Below are 21,288 nucleotides of genomic sequence, written 5' to 3'. Positions count from 1 at the left end.
GCACTCTAGTTAAACTGACACATTAATCCCACGGAAAAAGACTCCGTGGGACTAGCTTTAAGCATTCTTCGCTGTTTCTTCTTCTTTCGCAGGTTCCATTTGCTCGACAATTTCTTCAGGACGCAAACCAGCACGTTGAGAACCTGGCGGTAAACCGTGGGGATCTGTGACTCCTTTGGGTAAGTAAGCCAACTCCCGTAATGGCGTAACCATCGGGTCTTGCGTCACCTTGTACGGCAGCCGTCCCATCGCCACATTATCATAGTTGAGTTCGTGGCGATCGTAGGTAGACATTTCATACTCTTCTGTCGCCGACAGACAGTTGGTGGGACAGTATTCAATGCAGTTCGCGCAGAAAATACAAACCCCGAAGTCAATACTGTAGTGCTTGAGATTCTTTTTCTTACTGGCTTTATCGAACTCGTAGTCTACCACCGGCAGATTAATCGGGCAAACTCGTACACAGACTTCGCAAGAAATACACTTGTCAAATTCAAAGTGAATCCGACCCCGATACCGTTCAGAGGGAATCAGTTTTTCATAAGGATACTGCACGGTAACAGGACGGCGCTGCATGTGGTCGAAGGTTACAGATAAACCTTGACCAATATAACGGGCAGCTTGAACGGTTTCTTTGGCATAATCGCCAACTTGTTTGAGGAACTTGAGCATAATTTATGATTCGTCATTCGTCATTTGTCCTTGGTCATTGGTCATTTGTTTTTAACCATGACCAATGAATAATCAACAATCAACCCCCGAATGCCACGGGAAAGGTGAGTTTAAGAGCAGCCGTCAACAGCAGATTCACTAATCCAATCGGTAAAAGGAACTTCCATCCTAGATTTAGGAGTTGGTCAATCCGCACACGGGGAACTGTCCAGCGCAACAGAACGGCAATAAAGAGGAGAAAGTAAGCTTTAAGCAAGGTCATGGTAATTCCCACAGAAGCGGTAATCACCTGTAACCAGGAACTGGTTTCACTCACACCTAGCCAAGTGGCTAATCGGTCAAGGGGAATCGGGAATTCCCAGCCGCCTAAGTACAGCACCGCCACTAATATGGCAGAAAGGATTAGGTTAACGTAAGACCCGATATAAAACAAACCAAATTTCATGCCGGCATATTCTGTTTGATAGCCAGCAACCAGTTCCTCCTCGGCTTCGGGTAGGTCAAAGGGAAGTCGCTCACATTCGGCTAACGCCGCAATCCAAAAGATCAAAAAGCCAACCGGTTGACGCCAAATATTCCAGCCTAAGATGCCATACCCGGATTGCTTTTCCACAATATCAATGGTGCTTAGGCTATTGGACATCATTACCACTGCTAATACCGCCAGCGCCAGGGGAATTTCATAACTAATCGACTGGGCGGCTGCTCTTAACCCTCCAAGTAGGGAATACTTGTTATTGGAGGCATAGCCTGACATCAGCAAACCAATAGGCTGAATACTCGACAGGGAAATCCAGAGAAATATCCCCAGTCCTACGTTAGTAATAATCAGGTTCTGCCCAAAGGGGACAATCAGGTAGGACAAAAAGACAGGGATGACGACGAGTATGGGTCCGAGGGTAAATAGCCATCGGTCTGCTTTGGCGGGGACGATATCTTCCTTAAACACCAACTTGAGACCATCAGCGACGGCTTGCAGAACACCCAGAGGTCCAGCATATTCCGGACCAATCCGCTGTTGAGCAGCAGCCGAAATTTTCCGTTCCAGCCAGACGACAACAAGAACACCCACGGTGGCACCGATAATCATCAGGAACATCGGTAGGGGCATCCACATCGCCTTGGCAGCACCACTGGGGATGCCAAAATCTTTAAGCGATTCAATAAAACTTCCTTGAAGGTCAATTCCTGCGTTCATCTTGGCAGCTACATGATATTTACTGAGGTAATTTGACACTTGCTGTATCAAATTATGCTATCGGTTTGGTTTGTGAAGTTTTTTTGACAGCCTCACTGCCTAGTATACCGTTCGAGGGTGATCCCCTCAGCCCAGACAAGCGAGAATTTCCGTTGATCGTAGCCGATGTGCTACGACGGTTAAATCAGACGGATGTACTGTCTGGATTTGTTCTCAATCTAAGGCGAGTGTGGCGGTGACAAAAGGTAAAAGGCAAAAGAAAACCTGGTTACGGCTTAATTTGTGGCAATTGCTTCTATGGTATCCATCATTATTTTTGATGCTTGTTGCTTCTCCCAGACGTGCCATGGTACGTCTGGAACGTTATTCCCCTTGCTCAATCGGGGCAAGCAAGGCATCCTGAAAGAAAATATTAAATTTTAAGCTTTTGAGTCCAAGTAGTAGTTATGACCCAAGCGAATCTTCTGGAATTAGCGAAACAGGGTGATGATGCGGCGATTGTGTCGGTGATGAATTATGTGCTGCAAGACCGCAATATTACCGCCCAAGCTGCACTCAAAGGGAATTGCCTGTTGGTACTCCTAAAAGCGGTTCAAGTCCCTGACCAAAAATTATCGGTGACAATTGTCCGCAAACTGATGACACACTTACGAGTCCCATCGATCACCTCTGTGCAAATCTATGGGAAACAGGTTGGACAACCTGCCCCATCTTGGATGGAGGTTATCGATTTGCGGGATGAACTCGAACCCTTAAAACCCAAGATTGGCTTTTTCAGGGTATTACCTCAATGGTGGGCAAAACTCCTGCTGCTCTTGGCTTTGATTCCCTTGGGGGCGGTCGGTGTTTAGGGTTATCTTCTTGTGGGGGGAGAGGGGGAGCTATAAGACCCACGCTGTACTCTTGCTGTCAGCGTTGGGATACATGGACTCTCCCAATTTAATTTTACGGGATTCAATATCCCTAAAATTAACAAATAAAGTCGAAGCTTTCTTGCTTGTTTTTGTCAGAAATGATAGTATCAATCTACCGAATAACTAACGGTTGCCTTGACTCAAACGGACAGGTCACAAGTAGCGTGGTGAACAGCGCAAACGGCATAAACTAATCTGAACCTTGACAATCTTCCGTTAAGGGGTTCCAGCTAAAAATGTTGAGCGCGGTATGTTCGACGCTGTAGCTGGGTAAAAACGAAAGCAGTACTTAGGTGTAAAAGCTTCCAGTTCAATTGGTAGCAAGTACGCATGGGCTGTGCGGAATGGAAACTGCCTGGGCAATCGGTCTGCCGGGGTCATATCTCTTGCAATTGGGTGTGACTAAGTAAGTGGTGAAATACCCGCAAGGGAAATAACCAGGAAAGCCTTATCGTGAGGTAAGGAAGCCTACACTATAATCGCAAGATTTAGTGTAGGAGGAGGTCACTGCTAGGAGAAGAGATATCGGGGTTACGGGAATAGTTCTTTATATCATTCAAGGAATTATTGCTCCTTTATTTCTGCTGATCACTGGTTTTATTCATATTTTTCAAGGATGGCGACTCGACCCTTTCTTGCAGTTTAGCTATCTTCTATTAAATTTACTCGTTATTTATCTAGGAGTCAAAGATATCATCCTCTTCCGTTTACTTTCTCCACGAAACCATCGGTAACAAATAGCGATCGCTCCTCCTTTCACTCTAGTTTTGGGGAGAAGCGATCTACCTGTTTTACACTAACGGGATTTGTGATTGCCGTTCATGGATAGGAACATAAGCGACGTCGTGATCGCCGGTATAAATCTGGGTGGGTCGGAAAATCCGGTTTTCTGCCAGTTGTTCCTTCCAGTGCGCTAGCCAACCGGCTACCCGTGCGATCGCGAATATGGGGGTAAACAAGTCGGTGGGAATACCGAGTTTCCGATAAACCAAACCGGAATAGAAATCTACATTCGCGTAAATCCCTTTATATCCCAGTTTTTCCTCAACCGCCTGTTCTAACTCCTGGGCAATTTCGTAGTATTTATCCGAACCAAACTTCTCAAACAGTTGTTCGGCTAAATGCTGTAGAATTGTAGCTCGCGGATCTTTGACCTTATAGACACGGTGACCGAATCCCATGATTTTTGACTTGCGCTGCAAGCAATCCTCTAGATAGGGACGAACATTTCCCACTGAGCCAATTTCTTCGAGCATCGTAATCACTTCTTCATTCGCTCCTCCATGCAAGGGACCGGCTAGGGTGCCTACGGCTGATGCAATCACCCCATAGGGGTCAGTTAGCGTCGAAGCCGTCACCATGGCTGAGAACGTAGACGCATTCATGGTATGTTCAGCATGGAGTGTTAAGCAAACATCAAAGACGTGAGCCTCTAGGGGATCAGGTTCTTGCTCAGTGAGCATATACAGAAAATTAGCGGAATAGTCTAAATTGTCGCTCGGCTTCACCGGGTCATTCCCCTTCCGCATCAGCTTAAATGCTGCTACCATTGTTGGGATTTTCGCCAACAAGCGGACAACGGCTTCCCGGATGTAATGGGGATTTGGGAGAGCGCGTTTCGAGTAAAAAAGACCCAGCGCCGCTGCAGAGGCTTGCAGTGCATCCATCGGATGTCCGGTTTCCGGGAAACATTTCATCATGTCCCGAATCCGATATTTAATCCGTCGATGGTAACGAATTTCCGTCTCAAACGCTTCTAGCTCATCCTTGGTTGGTAGCTCACCCCATATCAGAAGATAGGCGGTTTCTAGGAATGTGCTTCTTGTGGCGAGTTCTTCAATCCGAATACCACGATACTCTAATATCCCCTGTTTTCCATCAACATAGCTGATACTGGATTGGGCAGCGGGAATGCCTTCTAAACCTGGTTTATACTCACAGACAGTCATAGAACTACCAAATACGTTTGAAGTGTTCTCAGGCTAACTTACCAGAAACTGTCAGATTAGTAGTGTGTGTTACACAAATTCTTAAAGATCAGACTAGATCAGCCATTTTGGCGACGTGAGCAAAAATAGCTCACTTTGACCCAGAGGAACTCCCGTTTCTTTCAGGTTTAACCCGATAACGCCCGCTTTCTTGAGGACAAGTTTTTCCCCTGCTTCTCCCCAAACCAACAATTCTGCCCAATTGCCTAAATCCGGTTGATGACCGACTAACGCCAAACAGCTTTCTCTGTTCCGGTTTTGACGCCACTCCTGTAGCCAGCTAACCCAGGTATTGATATCCCCATTAGGCGCAAGGCTGGGAAATTCGTCGAGTTGCTCACCCAAACCTACGTCTTGCAGAATCGCGGCGGTTTCTCGCGCTCGGACTAAGGGACTGGTCAATATGTGGTCAAAATGCAAACCGCGATCGCGCAGTTGCTTGGCGACTTTGGTTGTCTTCTTGCGCCCTTTGCTCGTCAGGGGACGATCTTCATCGTTCGGATAGTCTTCGCGATCGGCAGCGATGCCATGACGGATCAAGTACAGTTCTATCGTCATCTGTTTTTTATTTTGTCCTGAAAATTAAGATCGTAAGGTTCTCTAGGAACACAATCAAGATTTTATTGATGATGCTCGCGAATTTTTTGCTCTCACCCAATAAAACAAGGGCTGGTTTTGCATTACAGTTGTCGGAAACAATCAATGTTAATCCCTCAACCCGCCCCTACAAAAATCATGGAAAATCGTGAGCGCCTGCAATGTTGGAGAGCAACACTTGTTTAATCGGTGTGAATCAAATTATCTTTGGGATTAACTAAGCGCCAGAGTTTTTGCTTGATTTGAATATCAAATACTTCCCACTTGAGCTTAGTGAATTCGGTATTGTCATTAAAGCCACCTAAAAAGCCAATGGGGATTTCAAAGCCGCCGGCGGTCATGCGTCCGCCACCAAAGAATCGTCCCTGATTGTCTTGACCAAAGGCTTCTTTAATAAATTCGTCGGGATCAAGAGTAATTTTATTGGTTCTCAAGGAACCAATTACCACTTCGACTTCTTCATCTTCGTTGTGGACAATGCCGTAAACCACAGCCGTGTGGACATTTTCTTCAGTCACCAAAAAGTCAGCAGCTTGAGGAATCGCATCGCGGTCATCGTAACGTAAATAGCCCACTCCCGCGATCGAGAAATTATTCTGGACAATGCGATTTTTCAGCGATCGCTCGATCACATCCATCACTCGTCGCGATCGCGCCGTTTGCAGGACAGCATTGAGCAACTGTACATCATAGAAACGACTCAAATACGCCGCCGCTAAGAAATCCTCTTCCCTCGCCCGCATCAGGCGATCGGTATCGGCACGTAAACCGTGCATTAGTGCTGTGGCGCACTTGACATGGGTGCTAATACTACTATCAAGCTTGAGTAAACCCTTTTGCAGGTATTGGCTGAGGATAGTGGCGGTTGCCCTTGTCTGAGGTCGCAAATCGGCAAATTCTGCTTCCAGATTACCCTGAGGATTGTGATGGTCAATCAGGACAACAATGGGGATACCTGCTTGTTTGACAAAGGGCATTAACTGGGTTGTGGTTCCCTGGTTGTCAACCAGAACACAACCTTGATACACCGAAAAATCCCGATCCTTCAATGTCTGAATCCCCCAGCGCTTAGCTGGCAAGTTGGTCAGTTTGACCAAGGCGATGTTTTCCTGATGAGACAGAGTTCCGGCATATACAATGTCACATTGGATATTGTACTGTTGGGCAATTAACTGGTACGCCCAAGCACTCGATAAAGCATCAGGATCAGGAAAATCTTGAATGACAATGAGCTGGCGTTCTGAACTGTGACGATCTAAAACCTTTTGCAGTTCTCCTATTTTGCTTTCGGAAGCATCAACATGCTGCCGAGGTTCGCGGCTACTACTACTGCGGTTATTAGGATTTTTTGGGGAAGCTTTCTGTTGTCGTGAAACTCCATCACTCCCATCCGAACCTGATGTTTTATTGTGTAGAGCGTTATTATTGACAGATTTCAGGGGGTTGGATTCCATAGCGGGCAAGGTATTTAGCTGTTGGTTTAGTATCGCAGCTTGTGACATCCTCCTACACTGACCCTACGGGTACAGTGTAGGCTTCCTTTGTCGTAGTCTTACGACTACGCTTCCGGCGTTTTATAGTGGGGAATATGCCCAGCCCCACTTTCTTGATGTTAATCGCTGCATTCCAGTCTCTGTCCAAAATCAATCCGCATAAACATTCGTGTATTCGGACAGATAAATCTTTTTCTTGATAACGATTACAACAAGAACATATCTGGCTTGTATCATGGGGTTTAACTTTCACCACCGACTTACCAGCTTTCGCAGCTTTGTAAGTGAGAATTGAAAGGAATTGACTCCAGCCAGCATCATTGATCGACTTGTTTAAGCCTGATTTGGCACTCTGACCATTGGGTAAATATTTTCCATTTTCATCCTGCTTGAGTTTGTTTTTCCGGGACAGGTTTCCCGGCTTGATGTCCTCGACAAAGAATACCTGCTCGTCCCGACTCACCAGTTTTGTAGCCGACTCATAATGAAACTGCTTCCGCTTACGCTGCAACCTCTGGTGGTGTTTCGATATCTTTTTCGCCAGCTTTCGTCGTGATGCTGATTGGTGAGGTTTGCTATCTTTACGGTTAGCCAACTTTGTCAGCTTTGACTCAGACTTACGGTAGTGTTGCTGAATTGGTTCAACCTCACCATCTGAGGCTGTCCAGAACTTCTCTAGCCCCACATCTAAGCCAAGGGAATTCTCTTCCGTTGCTTCTATCTCTGGTGATTTCAGACTAGGAACGGTCTTGTCCTCTAAGGTTAAGCAGATATACCAACCATCGGCACGACGCGACACCAGTGCCGCTTTAATAGTGAACCCTTCTGGGATTGGGCGATGATAGATAAGCTTAACCTGACCGATTTTGGGCAGGTTTATATAAGCAATATCGCGCCGCGTGCTACCATTTTTGCGCCGATGAGGATTAGGAACAACGGTGAGACAATCTGGTTTTAATTGGGGAATCGAAAATGTCCGGTATCGCCGCAGCGACTTAAACCGAGGTTTTCCACTTCGTTTCCCATTTGAATCTCCTGCAACAAAACGAGTAAACGCATCCTCTACTCGCTTAATCGCCTCTTGAATTACCTGTGAGTGAACTCCCTTGTATAGGTGCTTAAAAGCTTCCCTTGACCAATGGGTAGCCCGTTTCTGTGAGTAATAGGTTGGCTGGTCTTTAAGTTCTGCTAAATGGGTGACAAAAATTGAGCAAGCATTGACTGGGCGGCGGTTACACTCCCACCAGTTAAACCTTTCCTCTAGCATCAGATTATGTATCCGGCATAGTTTATGCAGCCAGTTGTTTAGCTGGTAAGCCTGTTGTTTGTCCTGCACAATCTGATACTGGTAATTCAACTTAAACGTGTCTTTGCTTCGCTTCAATTTTTATCACCTCCCTTTCATTTTATTATAACACCTGCAAACCCAATAATCAGGTAGAAATAAACTTTTAATACTGGCGATTCATCCCACGCTCAAATCTTTGATTGAGCGTGGGATGAATCGCCGGGTTAGCTAAAATTGACTGCCGCTTGAAGAGAGTCCATACTATCGTATGGACGAGAAATGTTGGGCTAAAGCCCGGTTGAGAAGCCTCGGCTATAGCTCGAGTTACCGTAGGAGCCTTACCCCACCCTTGAGTACATTCAGTTATCACTGTGTGACTGGTAGGGAATCACCGTCCTTGTAGGGTGGTGAGGATGTCAAACGCCAATCACATACTTTCGCCACTCCTGATGAACTCCACCTTTAACCTGTTTAGCCACCTCAAAATGAAGACTGCTATAGGGCTTGCGGGGTTGATGTCGCAACATCATGTTGGCTTCCTTAGGCGTTCGGTTCCCTTTTTTGACATTACAACGCACACAGGCGGTGACAATGTTTTCCCAAGAATCTCCCCCTTGTCGAGAACGAGGAATCACATGATCGAGGGTTAAATCATCACCCGTGTATCCGCAGTATTGACAAGAATGACTATCACGGTAGAGGATATTGCGGCGGGTTAAAGGAATTTCTTTGTAAGGAACCCGAACGTAATGGCGCAACCTAATAACGGTGGGTAGCGGTAACTCTGGGTAGATATATTTGCCGTTGTGTTCAATTTGTTCCGCTTTGCCTTTGAGCATCAAGACAACCGCTCGTCGCCAATTGGTGACATTGAGCGGTTCGTAGGAGGCGTTTAACACCAGAACCTTGCTCATTAGGAGATCGAAATAATGTGAATATTATCCCAGATATTAGCACAGGTTGATGGATCTGGGTAAGGTTTTAATGATCACTTATCAGATCTGAACATGATCGCGATCGCTGGTTTTTCATTCTCCAACGCCGAAAAACTTCCCCTGAGCTTGGGGGTTTAGTCTCAGTTTTAAGTCCGTTCTATCCTATATCTAGTGTTTTAAGGTTTGATATTAATCATTCCTACACTAAATATCGGTCTTTTGAATTTTTTTATCCTTGAGCCAATAGGTGGTCATTTCTCCCTTACCTTTAATCAGAACCACACCACGTTCCTCAAAGTCGTATTCATCTTTGAGCAATTCATAGGTTGCCCGGGTTACTTGAATGCGACCGGGTAAACCGTGAGACTCCATACGGCTAGCGGTATTCACGGTATCACCCCACAAATCGTAGCTAAATTTCTTGATGCCAATGACACCCGCGACGACAGGACCGCTATTGATCCCAATCCTCAGGCGAAAATTTTCTCCAGTCTCTTGGTTAAATTCAGTAATGGCTCGCTGCATATCTAAAGCCATCTGTGCGATCGCCTGAGCATGATCCAGACGCCGCCGAGGTAGTCCCGCCGCCACCATATAAGCATCGCCAATCGTTTTAATTTTTTCCACGCCATGTTCCTCAACCAGTCGGTCAAATTTGGAGAAAATCTGATTCAGCAGTTCAACCAGTTGGGTGGGTGAGGTTTGAGTGGAAAATTTGGTGAAATTGACCAGATCGGCAAACATAATCGTTACCCCTTTAAAACTTTCTGCGATCGTGTGCTGACCCCGCTTCAACAGCTCCGCCACCGGTTGGGGTAAAATATTCAAAAGTAACAGTTCGGCGCGTTTGCGGGCGCGATTGAGGGCAACTTCGGCTTGTTTTTGTTCGGTAATATCGGATACTGTCCCTTCGTAGTAGAGGAGTTTAGCCGCTTCATCTTTAACCGTATCGATATTTTCCACAATCCAAATAATGCTGCCATCTTTACGATAAACCTGGGACTGAAAATCGGATAAGGTATCGTAGCGCTGCATTAAAGCGGCTAACTCTTCCTGGCGTGTGGGTTCAACATAAAGTTGCTCTCCAATATTCCTCACCTGTTTCATGAGATCTTCGGGTGAGGTATAGCCTAAAATTTTGGCTAAGGCTGGATTAGCGGTGATGTAGCGTCCCTCAGGAGTGGCTTGGAAAATGCCCTCGGTGGCTCGTTCAAAGATACTGCGATATTTCTCTTCAGCTTGGCGCAGGGAAGCTTCTACTCGTTGTCGTTCTTGAATTTCGGCTTGGAGTTGCAGATTTTGCTCCTCTAGCCGCTTTTGCAGGTTCCGAAGCGCTAAATGCGTCGTCACTCTGGCTTTGACTTCTTCCTGCTGCACGGGTTTGGTGATAAAGTCTACTGCTCCCAGATTCAAGCCTTTGACTTTATCGACAGCATCAGATAGCGCACTCAGAAAAATGACTGGGATATCTCGAGTTGCTGGATTCGCTTTCAGGCGGCGACAGGTTTCAAAGCCATCAATCCCTGGCATCATTACATCCAGTAAGATGAGATCGGGTTTGGCATACTCGACTTTTTGCAGAGCGCTTTGCCCATCCTGCGCCACCAAAACTCTGAAGCCAGAATCGGTTAAAAAGTCAAAGAGGACACCGAGATTATGGGGAGTATCATCGACAATAACGATGACGCCTTGTAATAACTGTTCATCATTCATCGGGGTTAAAGTGGTTTGGTTCATAGTTCATAGTTCATAGTTCATGGTTCATTTTCTGGTGAACTTGCTATGAACGATGTAGCTGGCTTGGTGTGGTATAACGAAATGTTTTTAATCGTTCATGGTTCATTTTCTGGTGAACTTGCCATGAACGGTAAACAATTGGCGATCGCAGCCCTACTTTGGAAGTTACTTTGTCCCCGGTAGAAGATTCCCTGTTTTCCTCTCAAGAGCCACCCCTACACCAGGGCTGATCAATTCGGTAAGGAGCCAGAGGCTGAAGGTATTGAGCATACACTGTGATTGTGAGGATCGTCGAGTGGCATAAAAACCGTGCGATCGCGTCCCGTTTCTTTTGCTCGATACAATCCTTGATCCGCCGCCCTGATCAGCGCTTCCGGACAGGTGTGGTGACAAGGAACAGTGCTAGATACCCCCACACTCAACGTGACAGAATTCTTAATCGGCGATCGCGGATGGGTCAAACCTAACTGATTCAGCGACGTCTGAATGAATTGAGCAACTTGTAATGCGCCTTTGGCTGGGGTATTGGGTAGAATCACCGCAAATTCTTCTCCTCCATAGCGGGCGACTAAATCGGCGGGGCGCTTTACCACCTGTTTCATCGCTTGCGCCACCTGATACAAACATTCATCCCCAGCTTGGTGACCCTTGCTATCATTGTAGAGTTTGAAATAGTCTACATCACATAAGAGCAACGACAACACCCATTGCTCTCGTCGGGCAATCCGCCACACTTGGTTAAAATATTCATCAAATCGATGCCGATTCGCCACCTTAGTTAAACTATCTAACGTTGCCAAACGCTTCAGTTGAGCATTGGCTTTTTGCAGTTTCGCCTCAGCCTCCTGACGCTGCTGAATCTCTTGTTGAAGTTGCTGATTTTGGACTTGCAGATTCCGGCGTAGCTTTTGAATCGTCAGATGGGTGTTCACTCGTGCCAACACAATTTCCTGTTGGGTGGGCTTAATAATATAATCAACCGCACCTAATTCAAATCCTTTGATAATAACCGCCGTTTGAGACAGTGCTGTGAGAAAAATTACCGGCATATCGTAGGTAGCTGGATTAGCTTTCAGACGCCGACAGGTTTCAAACCCATCAATTCCCGGCATAATCACATCCAGCAAAATGATATCGGGATGCTCTAATTCAGCTTTTTTGATTGCGCTTTCACCATCCCTTGCCACGATAACCTGGAACCCCGCCTCACTCACAAAATTTAACAGCACTTCTGAGTTCGTGAGATTATCATCAACAATGAGAATCGTCTCTTTATCATTTATCATTTGTCATACGTCATTCGTCATTTGTCATTCATGTATCTTTTCACAAACTCCAGAATTTGTTTCTCCTGAAACCCGTTGGCTAAGCGGCGCAGCTTCTTGGCAAATAGAACCCATTGCGAATCGAGTTTTTCTAACTTATCCGCTTGCTCACTAATCCCTTTGATATCACCCATCATGGCTAATTCATAGAGAATCGTCATTTCCTTTAGGGGCGGCGCGACAATCTCTGAAGGAGTAATCGAAACCTCTGGTTTTTGTTCGGGCAGTTTTTCCACAGGGTAAACACTACTGGGTGCTTCAGTGGATTCATAAATCCATTCTAAGTTTAGATGCTTTTGCAGGGTAGCAAAGAGGGTTTTGGCTTGTACAGGTTGCCCGATAAAATCATTACAACCTGCCGTGATAGATTGCTGTTGTTTTTCCCCGAAAACGCTAGCTGAAATCGCCAAGACTACGATATCTCGTAACGCAGGAATTTTTCGTAACCGTCGCGTCGCCTCTAATCCATCGAGTTTTGGCATCATCAAATCCATTAAAATCGCGTCGGGGTGTTCTTCTTGGGCTTGCTGGAGACAGTCTTCACCATTGATGGCTTCAAGTACCTCAAACCCTAATGGTAACAATAAATTGACAAAAATTGAGCGATTTTGCCACTGATCATCGGCAACCAAGATTTTGCGCGGGTGACCGCGAAACCCAATAATAATTTGATCTTCTACTACATCTATTGCTTGGTCTGGAGAGACGGCGGGTAAATCTAAATCGACAGAAAAGGTACTTCCTTGACCCACATAACTTTCTACATGAAGTTCGCCGCCAAGGAGTTGGACTAACCGTTGACTAATCGCCAATCCTAATCCCGTTCCTTCCACCTGTCGATTCCGATTTTCAATTTGATGGAAGGGTAAAAATATATTGGTTAATTGTTCAGCAGCAATCCCAATTCCTGTATCTTGAATCTGAAATCGCATTTTTCGGGATGATTCCGTCTCCGATTGAGGGGCTGAGACATAGCCAACTTTAAATGTAATATTCCCCTGATCCGTAAATTTAATTGCATTCCCCAACAGATTAATTAGCACTTGTCGCAGTCGTTTTTCATCACCCCGGACAATTTTAGGTAGGGGGGAGAGGGGTTCATAGTGAAAGGCAATGGCTTTTTCGTCAGCCCGGATGCGAACCATTTCAATAATTCCCTCCAGAAAATGGGGGAACTGAAACTCGCTTAAACATAAGTCCATTTTCCGGGCTTCAATTTTAGACAGGTCTAAGATATCGTTAAGTAGGGTTAACAGATGTTCGCCACACTGTTGAATGATACTCAGTCCTTGCTGTTGCTTGGCGGTAGGATGGGGTTCGCGTTTGAGCACTTGGACATAGCCTAAAATACCGTTGAGGGGTGTGCGGAGTTCATGACTCATATTTGCCAAAAATTCGCTTTTGGCATTATTGGCGGATTCGGCTTCTTGGCGGGCTTGTTCCAGGTGGAGATTCTTTTCGGCTAATTGTTGACTAATTCGGGTTTGTTCTTCTAAAAGTTGACTCTGGGCGAGGGCAATTCCTACCTGATCCGCTAGTTGACTCAACAGTTCAATTTCAAACATTTCCCACTGTCGCGGACCACTACATTGATGGGCAATTAATAGACCCCAGAGGTTGTCTCGTTGTAAAATAGGAACAACTAAATAGGCTCTGACGCCAAAGGGTTTTAAGAGTTTGATATGGCAGGGTTCCAGGTTGGCTTGGTAGAGATCTTCGATCGCGCGAATACGTCCTTGGCGATATTGTTCTAAATAGCCTTCCCGAAAACAGGGATCGTAAATCTCCTGTCCTTGAATCGGTGTCCAGCCAGGAACCACGGCTTCAGTCATGATTACCCCCGTTCCATCGGCGTTGAGTTGGTAGATTACTACCCGATCAACTTGCAAGATCCGGCGCACTTCGGTTACTGTAGTTTGCAGGATAGCATCCAGTTGTAAGGATTGGCGAATCTTGAGCGTAATTTCGGCAAAGAGTTGCCGTTGTAGGGTTTGGCGACGCAATTCGGCTTCGGAATGTTTGCGTTCAGTGATATCTTCGGCAATCCCAGCAATGCGGTTCATTTTACCCGTTTCGTTGAACACCCGAAACGTCCGCACCCAAACCCAACGTTCACTCCCGTCGGGGCGTAAAATGCGGTATTCTTCTTCAAAGTCTTGTTCCCCTTGCAGTTGTTTGCCTAAAGCTTCTGCAACGCGATCGCGATCATAGGGATGAATATTATCTAACCAGGTCATCGGCTGATCGTAAAGACTTTCGCGGGAACGTCCCCAGACTTCCTCATAAGCTGGACTCAGATAAAACATGCGGCTTAAATCGGGCGTGGTTAAAAAGAACACTTCCCGAATATTTTCTGCGAGTTGGCGGAATTGTTCCTCTCTATCGAGTAACGCCGCTTCTGCTTGTTTGCGATCGCTAATATCAGTATGCGTCCCGACAATTCGTGTCACCTTACCCTGTTTATCCCGTAGTACCAATCCGCGGGATAAAAACCAAGGGGTTGATCCATCAGTGTGTACCATGCGAAACTCTAATTTCCATTGGGAAAGTTCGCCGCTAAAAAGTTGCTCCATCGTGGTTTTGACCCTAGAGTGATCCTCTGGAGGAACCCGCGCTATCAATTCATCAAAGCTGGGACTATCGTAATTTTCGGGATAGCCAATTAAATGGAGAAATTGGGGGGAATAATAGTAGGTATTGGTTTTAACGTTAATATCAAAGAGTCCACTATCATTGGCTTGAATCGCTAGGGCAAACCGTTCCTCACTCTCCCGTAAAGCAGTTTGGGTTTCCTGGCGTTGGGTAATATCCAATGCCATAGAGGCGATACCCAAGAGGTTACCGTGGTTATCAATTAGAGGAGTATTATACCATTCGCAAACAATCGTTCTGCCATCTTTAGTGATATTCTGATTACAGGAACGAGCAACTTGTTTGTCGTACCAAAGTCTGGCTTTAATTTGTTTAATTTGGGCTTGGGCAGCCAGTGGCACAATTAGAGTGGAAGGATGACCCAAAGCTTCGTCCCGATGATAGCCAAAAATGGTTTCAGCGGCGGGATTCCAATCAACAATTTCCCCATCCGTATTCCATTCAATTACCGCCAGGGGAGTTTGTTTAACCAACAGGGAGAGGCGTTGATCATTTTTTCGCAGCGCCTTCTCCATCCGCTTTTGTTCCACCACTTCCGCCAAAAGTTGGCGATTAGCAGCTTTCAGGGCGGCGGTTCGTTCCTCAAAGGTTTGTTGGAGACGTGCAAAGATATGGCGAGAATGAGTTTCGCGATCGCACAATTCCTGGTAAGCGGTGGCGCGATCGGTTATCGTAGCGGCGACAATGAGGGCGGTGATAGCAAAAACGGCGATAAACCCATCTTGAGATACAATAACCCAATTAAGCGATTCAAACGCCTCAGCTGATTGCCAAAAGGCAACACTTGCCACAACCATGATACCCAATGCGGTTATCTGTTGACCCCATTGCAGGGCTGCCCATAAGATGAAAGGAAATAGTAAATACTTTAAGTCAGCCTGACCTAGAGACTGATACAACAACTCTGTTAACTGAGTGGCAAGTTTTTGATGAAATTGGACTCCCATTGGATTAGAAGCGGTTATACTATCTTCGGTTACGACTATCGCGGAATTGGAGAAGACACCAAACACCAAACCACTCATTATTCCCAATCCAATCAGCCAGACTCCAACCTGCAAAATGATTGTTGATCCTTCACAACCTTCCAGGGAATGGTTTCTAGGGGCGGGTAATGAGACTTTCTTTTCGCTATTGATAGTAACGTTTGTACAAAACCCGCCCTGACTGAATGTTGATTGTTGAGTATTGAATGTGTAGGGGTGGGTTTGACTATTCTCATTTGTTGTCACCCGAATGTTGCTAAACCCGCCCAAACCGAGGTTTTGAATGAACTCCAGAACCCCCTTGTTCTCATCCTGTCCCCCTGTCTCCCCTGAGTGGATCATTGAATAACCCAGAGTTAACAATACAGGTGTAACAATTAAAAGTCCCATGGCGTTACTCAACCACAACAGCAGCCAATCCCCTGAACTCCCTTCACTCCCTAATCGTTCACCCAGCAAACGGATAGTGGGACTCACCAGGGAAGATAATAGAACCATACCCACCAGGAATTTAACCACATCCCGGCGACGGTTTAACCCTGGATGCATATCCCAGAATTGAACCAACGTCACACCCCCCCAAGCTTGTAGGGTACAGCCTAAACAGGAGGCGATCGCAACAGTTCCCGGAATTCCGATCAATAAAGCCCGAGACAATTCTCCCAAAGCGACACCCAGCCAAAGATTGCGCCCCAGTAACAACAGGGCGGCTTGACTAATTCCGGCGGGAATCCAGAGAAGGGGGATAATATCCTGACGGCTAAAAATTTGAGCAGTGGCGATATAAATTAGCGTCAGGGCTAAGACGTTGAAAAAATATCGTCCTAACGGAGAAATATTCCAGGTTATGTTCATCGGAATTTCTGACGTTTAAACTATCCAGTATGAATGATTAATTGCGCTTGGGAATAAACCCATCAAGCGCTTATTGGAGCGGATTTAGGCGTGCAATCGAGATAACACCAATAACATTTCAAGCAAACCCGTCTTTTCCCCATCCGCACAGCGGCTACAATCTCAAGTCTAAAATCGGATCACGATATGGGGGAATAGTCAGAGCGATCACCCTTCGAGTCTACCATTTTAACTCAAAACACCATTTTCAATCAGGTGGTTAAACTTTAAAATCAGCGATGAAGCAGCGGGAGCAGAGGGAGCATGTAGAGACGCTTCAAAAGCGCGTCTGGGAGCTGGGGGAGATGTTAGACTGTTCAGTTATTTCTGCTTTCTTGGACTAGATGATAAAGAAGATAGGTAACCCGGATTTGACTGTGATCTTCATCATCGTATTTCAGGAGAATTATCACAGTTCCCCCCTCAATCCCTCACAACTTTGCCCTCTGAATATCACTGGAGTTAAAGACATGTAACACAAAATACCTCTAGACAATCAAGGATAATCTGAACGTTCAAAACAAATCAGATATCTCTCAAAATCTAGAATCTGATTCATCGAGTTTCATCTACATATTGAGTTTTTCTATGAACCTTTGGCTTATCACTCTATATACCCTTGTTTCGCTTTATTTATTGGTCGCTTGGTTCCGCTTTTTCAAACAAGGCACAGGACTGTCTGCTCAGCAAAACCTCTTATCGTTACTCACCATTGGCATCGCCACGGTATTTTGGCCCCTTGTCCTCCCCATTGCTTACGCCAAGCTATTAAACGCTACCGTATCAAAGCCGTCGAAAGGTTCTGCTGAACCAGTTTAAAAAGATTAGGAGTATGGATCAAAAAGACTGTACCTAACAAACTGAATACTGCCCGGATTCCAGATTAGTAACACAGAATACATTAATAGAGCCAATCCCAATGATTTGTGAAGAAAGATGAGGCGGGAAACCAGACCCAGCCATGATGGCTATTTCATAACTTATCCAGCTATACTTTACAATCAAGTAATGATTAGCCAAGTTGATAGACATCTGATATAATTACTTAGATTTTGAATACTTGTTTGGATTCATACCTGGAGTTTGAATATGAAACTTTTGCTTGTTAGTCTTTACGTATTGGTTGCGCTTTATTTATCGGCAGCTTGGTTACGCTTTCTCAAAAAAGGAGCGGGACTATCTCCTCAGCAAAAAGTCTTATCTTTCCTCACCGTTGGCATCGCCACGGTATTTTGGCCCCTTGTCATCCCCATTGCTTACGTGAAATTATTGGACACAACAGTATCACAACCTTAGAGATGTTCCACCGAAACATTTTAACAAAACTTAAAATAATCGAGCAAAACTTTAATTCAACAAAAGTTGAGCGCAGTCCCTAGATGGTATCTTGATTTAGGTAGGGTAGAGGAAACAATCCTGGCAGAAGATTGGCTGCTCACCCTAAACACTGGCAAGCCCTTTTCTGAACCCTCTGGTAGAGTAAGCTGTTCGGCATTTAAACCTTAATGTCAATAATGGCGAAAGCATTGTAGTGCGAGCATCTTGCTCGCTACTAATACCCAATTTAAATGCATGACAGCTTAGTCAGTAAGAGTCATTCTGGAAAACTCAGCGTAAGACGAGGTGAAGCCATTGACAATTGCCGGCAAAACTGAGTCAGAGGTAATCAGTCATGTCACAACTTGTTAAAGCCCAGCTTATTTCCACAGATGGTGGGGGAACAATTGATTTCATGTTCAACCCCAGCCAGTTGGCGTTTAGCCAGCAAATTAATTTAACAAAAAGTAGCGGAGCGCGAACGGGTCGAGGATTACCCAAGGTTAACTTTGCTTATCCTGAACCCGTTACCCTCTCGATTAACGACATTATTTTTGATACTTATGAGACAGGTGAGAGTGTTCTCCGCTATCTGAAACCCTTTGAGAAAGCGGTGAATTTTGCCGAGTCGGGGGAAGGGAAGGAAAAACGTCCTCCCACTTATGTGTTTACCTGGGGTTCCCAGGAGTATATTCGTTGTTTTGTTACAAAAGTTGATTATAACCTGACCATGTTTCTGCCAGATGGGACACCTGTGCGAGTTTCGATTAATCTGACCTTGGAAGAGATTGATGAGTCTGTTTCTCAACCGGGAATGGGAACGCCCCAACCGAGTGGGAACCAGCGTCAGAGTAGTGGGCGCTAGTGTAGTGGGTGTGTACGTGTCTTACCTGTTTAAGACATTTTGTATTTGGAGCCGCTTTACGCTAGGTTATCAAAACTTAGCAATTTATTACACAGGTTTTTCCCTTGGGGACTATTCATCTGTTAGGATAACTACACAGATCTCAGATTGCGCGATCGCACCCATTAACCCGTCCCGATCAATCACCGATAATACAACAGTTTAGGTCACTTCAGACCTTTTATAAGAGTCACCTGTTGAATTTTTACAGATGAATGCTACATTCATCTTAAATGCACTATTCCTATTTGTTTACAAAATGTAAAACTAAGGCAAGAGAAACAGGTCAGCAAAAAACGAGAAACTCAATTACCCAAGCCCCTGCTTTCTACCTAAATTGCCCCCGTCTCACATCAATTCACCCTGGGTAAATCCCCAGCAAGCGGCACAACTGTGTGCCAAGTCTCCATTCTAGAGGTCGCCATGGATGTCACTTATGTAGCTGAACCGATTTTAAAAATTGATGGTCAGTTAGCTTCTGAAGCGTTACTTAACGACATTATTGAAATCGCTTTGGAAGAAAGCCTCCATCTTCCTGGAATGTTCACCTTAGTGATTAAGAATGATTACTTTCCTGGGCGCACGGAGGATCAAACCTGGCGACATAGTGACTTATTTGAAATTGGCAAAACGATTAAGATAGGTTTCGTTTCAAGTACCACCGCAGCCCGAGAGTTTGAAGCGCAAGAGAAAGATTACATCCTCGAAGGGGAAATCACGGCGATGGAGTGTAACTTTACCCGTGACTCCGAAGCGCCAATGATTATTCGCGGATATGATATTTCCCATCGACTGTGGCGAGGGCGATATAATCGTTCGTTTCAGAACATGACCGATACCGATATTGTGAAAAAAATTGCTGGGGAAGTCGGGATACCCACAGGTCAGATTGATGAGACGGGGGGACCTTATGGCTATGGAGATATCAATGGGTCGAATGGCTATGTTTTTCAAGAAAATCAGACCAATCTCGAATTCTTACGAGAACGCGCCGCCCGCAACGGCTTTGAGTTCTTTGTTCAAGATGGGAAATTAAACTTCCGCAAACCCAAAGTCGATGAATCTCTAAAACTGAAATGGCTTCAAGATGTTCATAGTTTTCAGGTTAGAGTCAGTAGTGCAGAACAAGTCAGTGAAGTTGAAGTCCGAGGCTGGGACTATAGTCAAAAACTACCGATTGTAGAAACCGCGAATCGAGGACAGGTTCATACTAAAAATGATTACGGGGACGGTGCGAAAACCAGTACCAGTTTTAAAGGAAAGCCCCCCACACCCAAGATGATTTTAGTAGACCAACCTGTCTTCAATGCACCTGAAGCGAGAACTATTGCTCAAGCTATTTGTGATGAATTAGGGGGAGAATTTGTTCAGGCTGATGCGAAAGCTGAAGGAAACCCCAAAATTCGACCAGGGCGAGTCATCAAATTGAAGGATATAGGTAAGTATAGCGGAAAGTATTACGTTACAGAAACCCGTCATCTATTCGAGGAACGAGTTTACACCACAGAGTTCACGATACGGGGATTACGCGGGGATAATTTTCCCCCTCTGCTATCCCACGAAGCCCCTTTTCAACCAGGACAAACACTACTCGTAGGCATTGTTACTGATAACAATGATCCGAATAGTTGGGGGAGAGTCAGAGTCAAGTTTCCTACTTTGACCGAAAAACATGCCAGTTATTGGGCGCGTGTTGTGGGAACAGGTGCGGGTACAAATCGAGGATTTGACTGTTTGCCAGAAATTAATGATGAGGTGTTAGTGGCGTTTGAACATGGGGATATTCATCATCCTTATGTCATTGGCGGAGTGTGGAATGGTAAGGATAAACCGCCAGAACCCGTGACGAATAGTGTGGTGGATGGTAAAGTTAGACTCCGGACATTGAAAACTCGCACGGGTCATACGTTACAGTTTGTTGAAGAGGATAAAGGCAGCAGTAAAAAAGGGGTTTATCTGGATACAGTATATGGTCATCATTTATATTTAAATGATAGTGATAAATTTATCGAAGCGAAAACTAAAAATGGTAATCAAGTACGTTTAGATGATCAGAATAAGAAAATTATCATAAAAACTCAAGGAGGACATACTTATGAAATGAAAGATCAAGGCAGGAATATTACAATGCAATCAACGGGAACCATTAATGTAGAAGCTCCACAGAATATTACTTTAAGAGTAGGCGGCAGCACTATAGAAATGTCACCAATGAGCATTATCATCAAACAAGGTGGTAACAAGATAGAACTCAGTCCAGCAGGAATTAATATTGATTCCCTATCCATGACTAACTTGAGTGGCATGACAACATCAGTACGGGGTAAGGCGGCGATTACTGTGTCAGCTCCAACCGTTAGCTTAGGCTAAAAAATATGAGAAGGATAC

18 protein-coding genes are annotated in these 21,288 nt (G+C 45.2%); 8 read left to right on the top strand and 10 right to left on the bottom strand.

The window, feature by feature from the left end:
* Positions 1-57: 57 nt before the first annotated feature.
* Both ndhI and nuoH read right to left on the bottom strand, forming a co-directional pair.
* Positions 58-672 carry an NAD(P)H-quinone oxidoreductase subunit I gene (gene ndhI / locus RID09_RS22380; protein ID WP_446338122.1) on the bottom strand — a complete coding sequence of 205 codons (615 nt, stop codon included), beginning with the start codon at positions 670-672 and terminating at the stop codon, positions 58-60.
* 79 nt (positions 673-751) lie between these two features.
* Complete coding sequence (gene nuoH, locus RID09_RS22375) at positions 752-1,870, bottom strand: NADH-quinone oxidoreductase subunit NuoH (protein ID WP_446338129.1); 1,119 nt, start codon at positions 1,868-1,870, stop codon at positions 752-754.
* Positions 1,871-1,953: 83 nt separating this feature from the next.
* Here nuoH and RID09_RS22370 point away from each other — a divergent pair, with 83 nt between their 5' ends.
* Genes RID09_RS22370 through RID09_RS22360 form a run of 3 tightly spaced genes read left to right on the top strand, consistent with a single transcriptional unit; the run spans position 1,954 to position 2,721 of the window.
* Positions 1,954-2,109 carry a hypothetical protein gene (locus RID09_RS22370; protein WP_446338121.1) on the top strand — a complete coding sequence of 52 codons (156 nt, stop codon included), beginning with the start codon at positions 1,954-1,956 and terminating at the stop codon, positions 2,107-2,109.
* A gap of 43 nt (positions 2,110-2,152) precedes the next feature.
* Positions 2,153-2,293, top strand: a complete 141-nt coding sequence (locus RID09_RS22365) for a hypothetical protein (RefSeq protein WP_446338120.1) — start codon at positions 2,153-2,155, stop codon at positions 2,291-2,293.
* A 23-nt stretch (positions 2,294-2,316) separates the two neighbouring features.
* The gene (locus tag RID09_RS22360; protein ID WP_446338119.1) at positions 2,317-2,721 is read left to right on the top strand and encodes a hypothetical protein; all 405 of its coding nucleotides are present in this window, start codon (positions 2,317-2,319) and stop codon (positions 2,719-2,721) included.
* A gap of 854 nt (positions 2,722-3,575) precedes the next feature.
* Here the strand turns inward: RID09_RS22360 and RID09_RS22355 are convergent.
* The 6 genes from RID09_RS22355 to RID09_RS22330 all read right to left on the bottom strand — a co-directional run bounded on the left by RID09_RS22355 (position 3,576) and on the right by RID09_RS22330 (position 10,822).
* Entirely contained in the window at positions 3,576-4,733 is a 1,158-nt protein-coding gene (locus RID09_RS22355; RefSeq protein ID WP_446338118.1) for a citrate synthase, read from the bottom strand.
* Positions 4,734-4,826: 93 nt separating this feature from the next.
* Positions 4,827-5,330: a phosphohistidine phosphatase SixA gene (gene sixA / locus RID09_RS22350; RefSeq protein ID WP_446338117.1), complete on the bottom strand. Its 504-nt coding sequence runs from the start codon at positions 5,328-5,330 to the stop codon at positions 4,827-4,829.
* Between the two features lie 221 nt (positions 5,331-5,551).
* Positions 5,552-6,823 carry a DHH family phosphoesterase gene (locus tag RID09_RS22345; protein WP_446338116.1) on the bottom strand — a complete coding sequence of 424 codons (1,272 nt, stop codon included), beginning with the start codon at positions 6,821-6,823 and terminating at the stop codon, positions 5,552-5,554.
* 52 nt (positions 6,824-6,875) lie between these two features.
* Positions 6,876-8,246 carry an RNA-guided endonuclease InsQ/TnpB family protein gene (locus tag RID09_RS22340; RefSeq protein ID WP_446338115.1) on the bottom strand — a complete coding sequence of 457 codons (1,371 nt, stop codon included), beginning with the start codon at positions 8,244-8,246 and terminating at the stop codon, positions 6,876-6,878.
* 320 nt (positions 8,247-8,566) lie between these two features.
* Positions 8,567-9,064, bottom strand: coding sequence for an HNH endonuclease (locus RID09_RS22335; protein ID WP_446338114.1), 498 nt, complete (start codon positions 9,062-9,064; stop codon positions 8,567-8,569).
* A gap of 225 nt (positions 9,065-9,289) precedes the next feature.
* Positions 9,290-10,822 carry an adenylate/guanylate cyclase domain-containing protein gene (locus tag RID09_RS22330; RefSeq protein WP_446338113.1) on the bottom strand — a complete coding sequence of 511 codons (1,533 nt, stop codon included), beginning with the start codon at positions 10,820-10,822 and terminating at the stop codon, positions 9,290-9,292.
* 45 nt (positions 10,823-10,867) lie between these two features.
* On the opposite strand from RID09_RS22330, the gene RID09_RS22325 reads away from it, so the two are divergent.
* Complete coding sequence (locus tag RID09_RS22325; protein WP_446338112.1) at positions 10,868-11,005, top strand: hypothetical protein; 138 nt, start codon at positions 10,868-10,870, stop codon at positions 11,003-11,005.
* A 47-nt stretch (positions 11,006-11,052) separates the two neighbouring features.
* On the opposite strand, the gene RID09_RS22320 is transcribed toward RID09_RS22325, so the two are convergent.
* Positions 11,053-12,108, bottom strand: coding sequence for a diguanylate cyclase domain-containing protein (locus tag RID09_RS22320; protein ID WP_446338111.1), 1,056 nt, complete (start codon positions 12,106-12,108; stop codon positions 11,053-11,055).
* Positions 12,109-12,125: 17 nt separating this feature from the next.
* Positions 12,126-16,640, bottom strand: coding sequence for a PAS domain S-box protein (locus RID09_RS22315; protein ID WP_446338110.1), 4,515 nt, complete (start codon positions 16,638-16,640; stop codon positions 12,126-12,128).
* Between the two features lie 627 nt (positions 16,641-17,267).
* Between RID09_RS22315 and RID09_RS22310 the strand changes: the two genes are divergently transcribed.
* The 4 genes from RID09_RS22310 to RID09_RS22295 all read left to right on the top strand — a co-directional run bounded on the left by RID09_RS22310 (position 17,268) and on the right by RID09_RS22295 (position 21,270).
* Positions 17,268-17,498: a hypothetical protein gene (locus tag RID09_RS22310; protein ID WP_446338109.1), complete on the top strand. Its 231-nt coding sequence runs from the start codon at positions 17,268-17,270 to the stop codon at positions 17,496-17,498.
* 270 nt (positions 17,499-17,768) lie between these two features.
* Positions 17,769-17,975, top strand: a complete 207-nt coding sequence (locus RID09_RS22305) for a hypothetical protein (protein ID WP_446338108.1) — start codon at positions 17,769-17,771, stop codon at positions 17,973-17,975.
* 376 nt (positions 17,976-18,351) lie between these two features.
* Complete coding sequence (locus RID09_RS22300) at positions 18,352-18,861, top strand: CIS tube protein (RefSeq protein WP_446338107.1); 510 nt, start codon at positions 18,352-18,354, stop codon at positions 18,859-18,861.
* A gap of 462 nt (positions 18,862-19,323) precedes the next feature.
* Complete coding sequence (locus RID09_RS22295) at positions 19,324-21,270, top strand: VgrG-related protein (protein ID WP_446338128.1); 1,947 nt, start codon at positions 19,324-19,326, stop codon at positions 21,268-21,270.
* Positions 21,271-21,288: the final 18 nt, after the last annotated feature.

The organism is Coleofasciculus sp. G1-WW12-02, from assembly GCF_040219735.1.
In the GTDB taxonomy this organism is placed as follows: Bacteria; Cyanobacteriota; Cyanobacteriia; order Cyanobacteriales; family Coleofasciculaceae; genus Coleofasciculus.
The sequence above is the reverse complement of the archived record's forward strand: the minus strand, read 5'-3'. Positions and strand labels throughout refer to the sequence as shown.

What these genes read in the sequence shown, in the direction of transcription:
- RID09_RS22320 (WP_446338111.1), bottom strand. Translation starts at nt 12,108, where the DNA reads ATGATAAATGATAAAGAGACGATTCTCATTGTTGATGATAATCTCACG.
- RID09_RS22355 (WP_446338118.1), bottom strand. Translation starts at nt 4,733, where the DNA reads ATGACTGTCTGTGAGTATAAACCAGGTTTAGAAGGCATTCCCGCTGCC.
- RID09_RS22305 (WP_446338108.1), top strand. Translation starts at nt 17,769, where the DNA reads ATGAAACTTTTGCTTGTTAGTCTTTACGTATTGGTTGCGCTTTATTTA.
- RID09_RS22300 (WP_446338107.1), top strand. Translation starts at nt 18,352, where the DNA reads ATGTCACAACTTGTTAAAGCCCAGCTTATTTCCACAGATGGTGGGGGA.
- ndhI (WP_446338122.1), bottom strand. Translation starts at nt 672, where the DNA reads ATGCTCAAGTTCCTCAAACAAGTTGGCGATTATGCCAAAGAAACCGTT.
- RID09_RS22310 (WP_446338109.1), top strand. Translation starts at nt 17,268, where the DNA reads ATGAACCTTTGGCTTATCACTCTATATACCCTTGTTTCGCTTTATTTA.
- RID09_RS22345 (WP_446338116.1), bottom strand. Translation starts at nt 6,823, where the DNA reads ATGGAATCCAACCCCCTGAAATCTGTCAATAATAACGCTCTACACAAT.
- RID09_RS22335 (WP_446338114.1), bottom strand. Translation starts at nt 9,064, where the DNA reads ATGAGCAAGGTTCTGGTGTTAAACGCCTCCTACGAACCGCTCAATGTC.
- RID09_RS22360 (WP_446338119.1), top strand. Translation starts at nt 2,317, where the DNA reads ATGACCCAAGCGAATCTTCTGGAATTAGCGAAACAGGGTGATGATGCG.
- sixA (WP_446338117.1), bottom strand. Translation starts at nt 5,330, where the DNA reads ATGACGATAGAACTGTACTTGATCCGTCATGGCATCGCTGCCGATCGC.
- nuoH (WP_446338129.1), bottom strand. Translation starts at nt 1,870, where the DNA reads ATGAACGCAGGAATTGACCTTCAAGGAAGTTTTATTGAATCGCTTAAA.
- RID09_RS22325 (WP_446338112.1), top strand. Translation starts at nt 10,868, where the DNA reads ATGAACGATGTAGCTGGCTTGGTGTGGTATAACGAAATGTTTTTAATC.
- RID09_RS22315 (WP_446338110.1), bottom strand. Translation starts at nt 16,640, where the DNA reads ATGAACATAACCTGGAATATTTCTCCGTTAGGACGATATTTTTTCAAC.
- RID09_RS22295 (WP_446338128.1), top strand. Translation starts at nt 19,324, where the DNA reads ATGGATGTCACTTATGTAGCTGAACCGATTTTAAAAATTGATGGTCAG.
- RID09_RS22330 (WP_446338113.1), bottom strand. Translation starts at nt 10,822, where the DNA reads ATGAACCAAACCACTTTAACCCCGATGAATGATGAACAGTTATTACAA.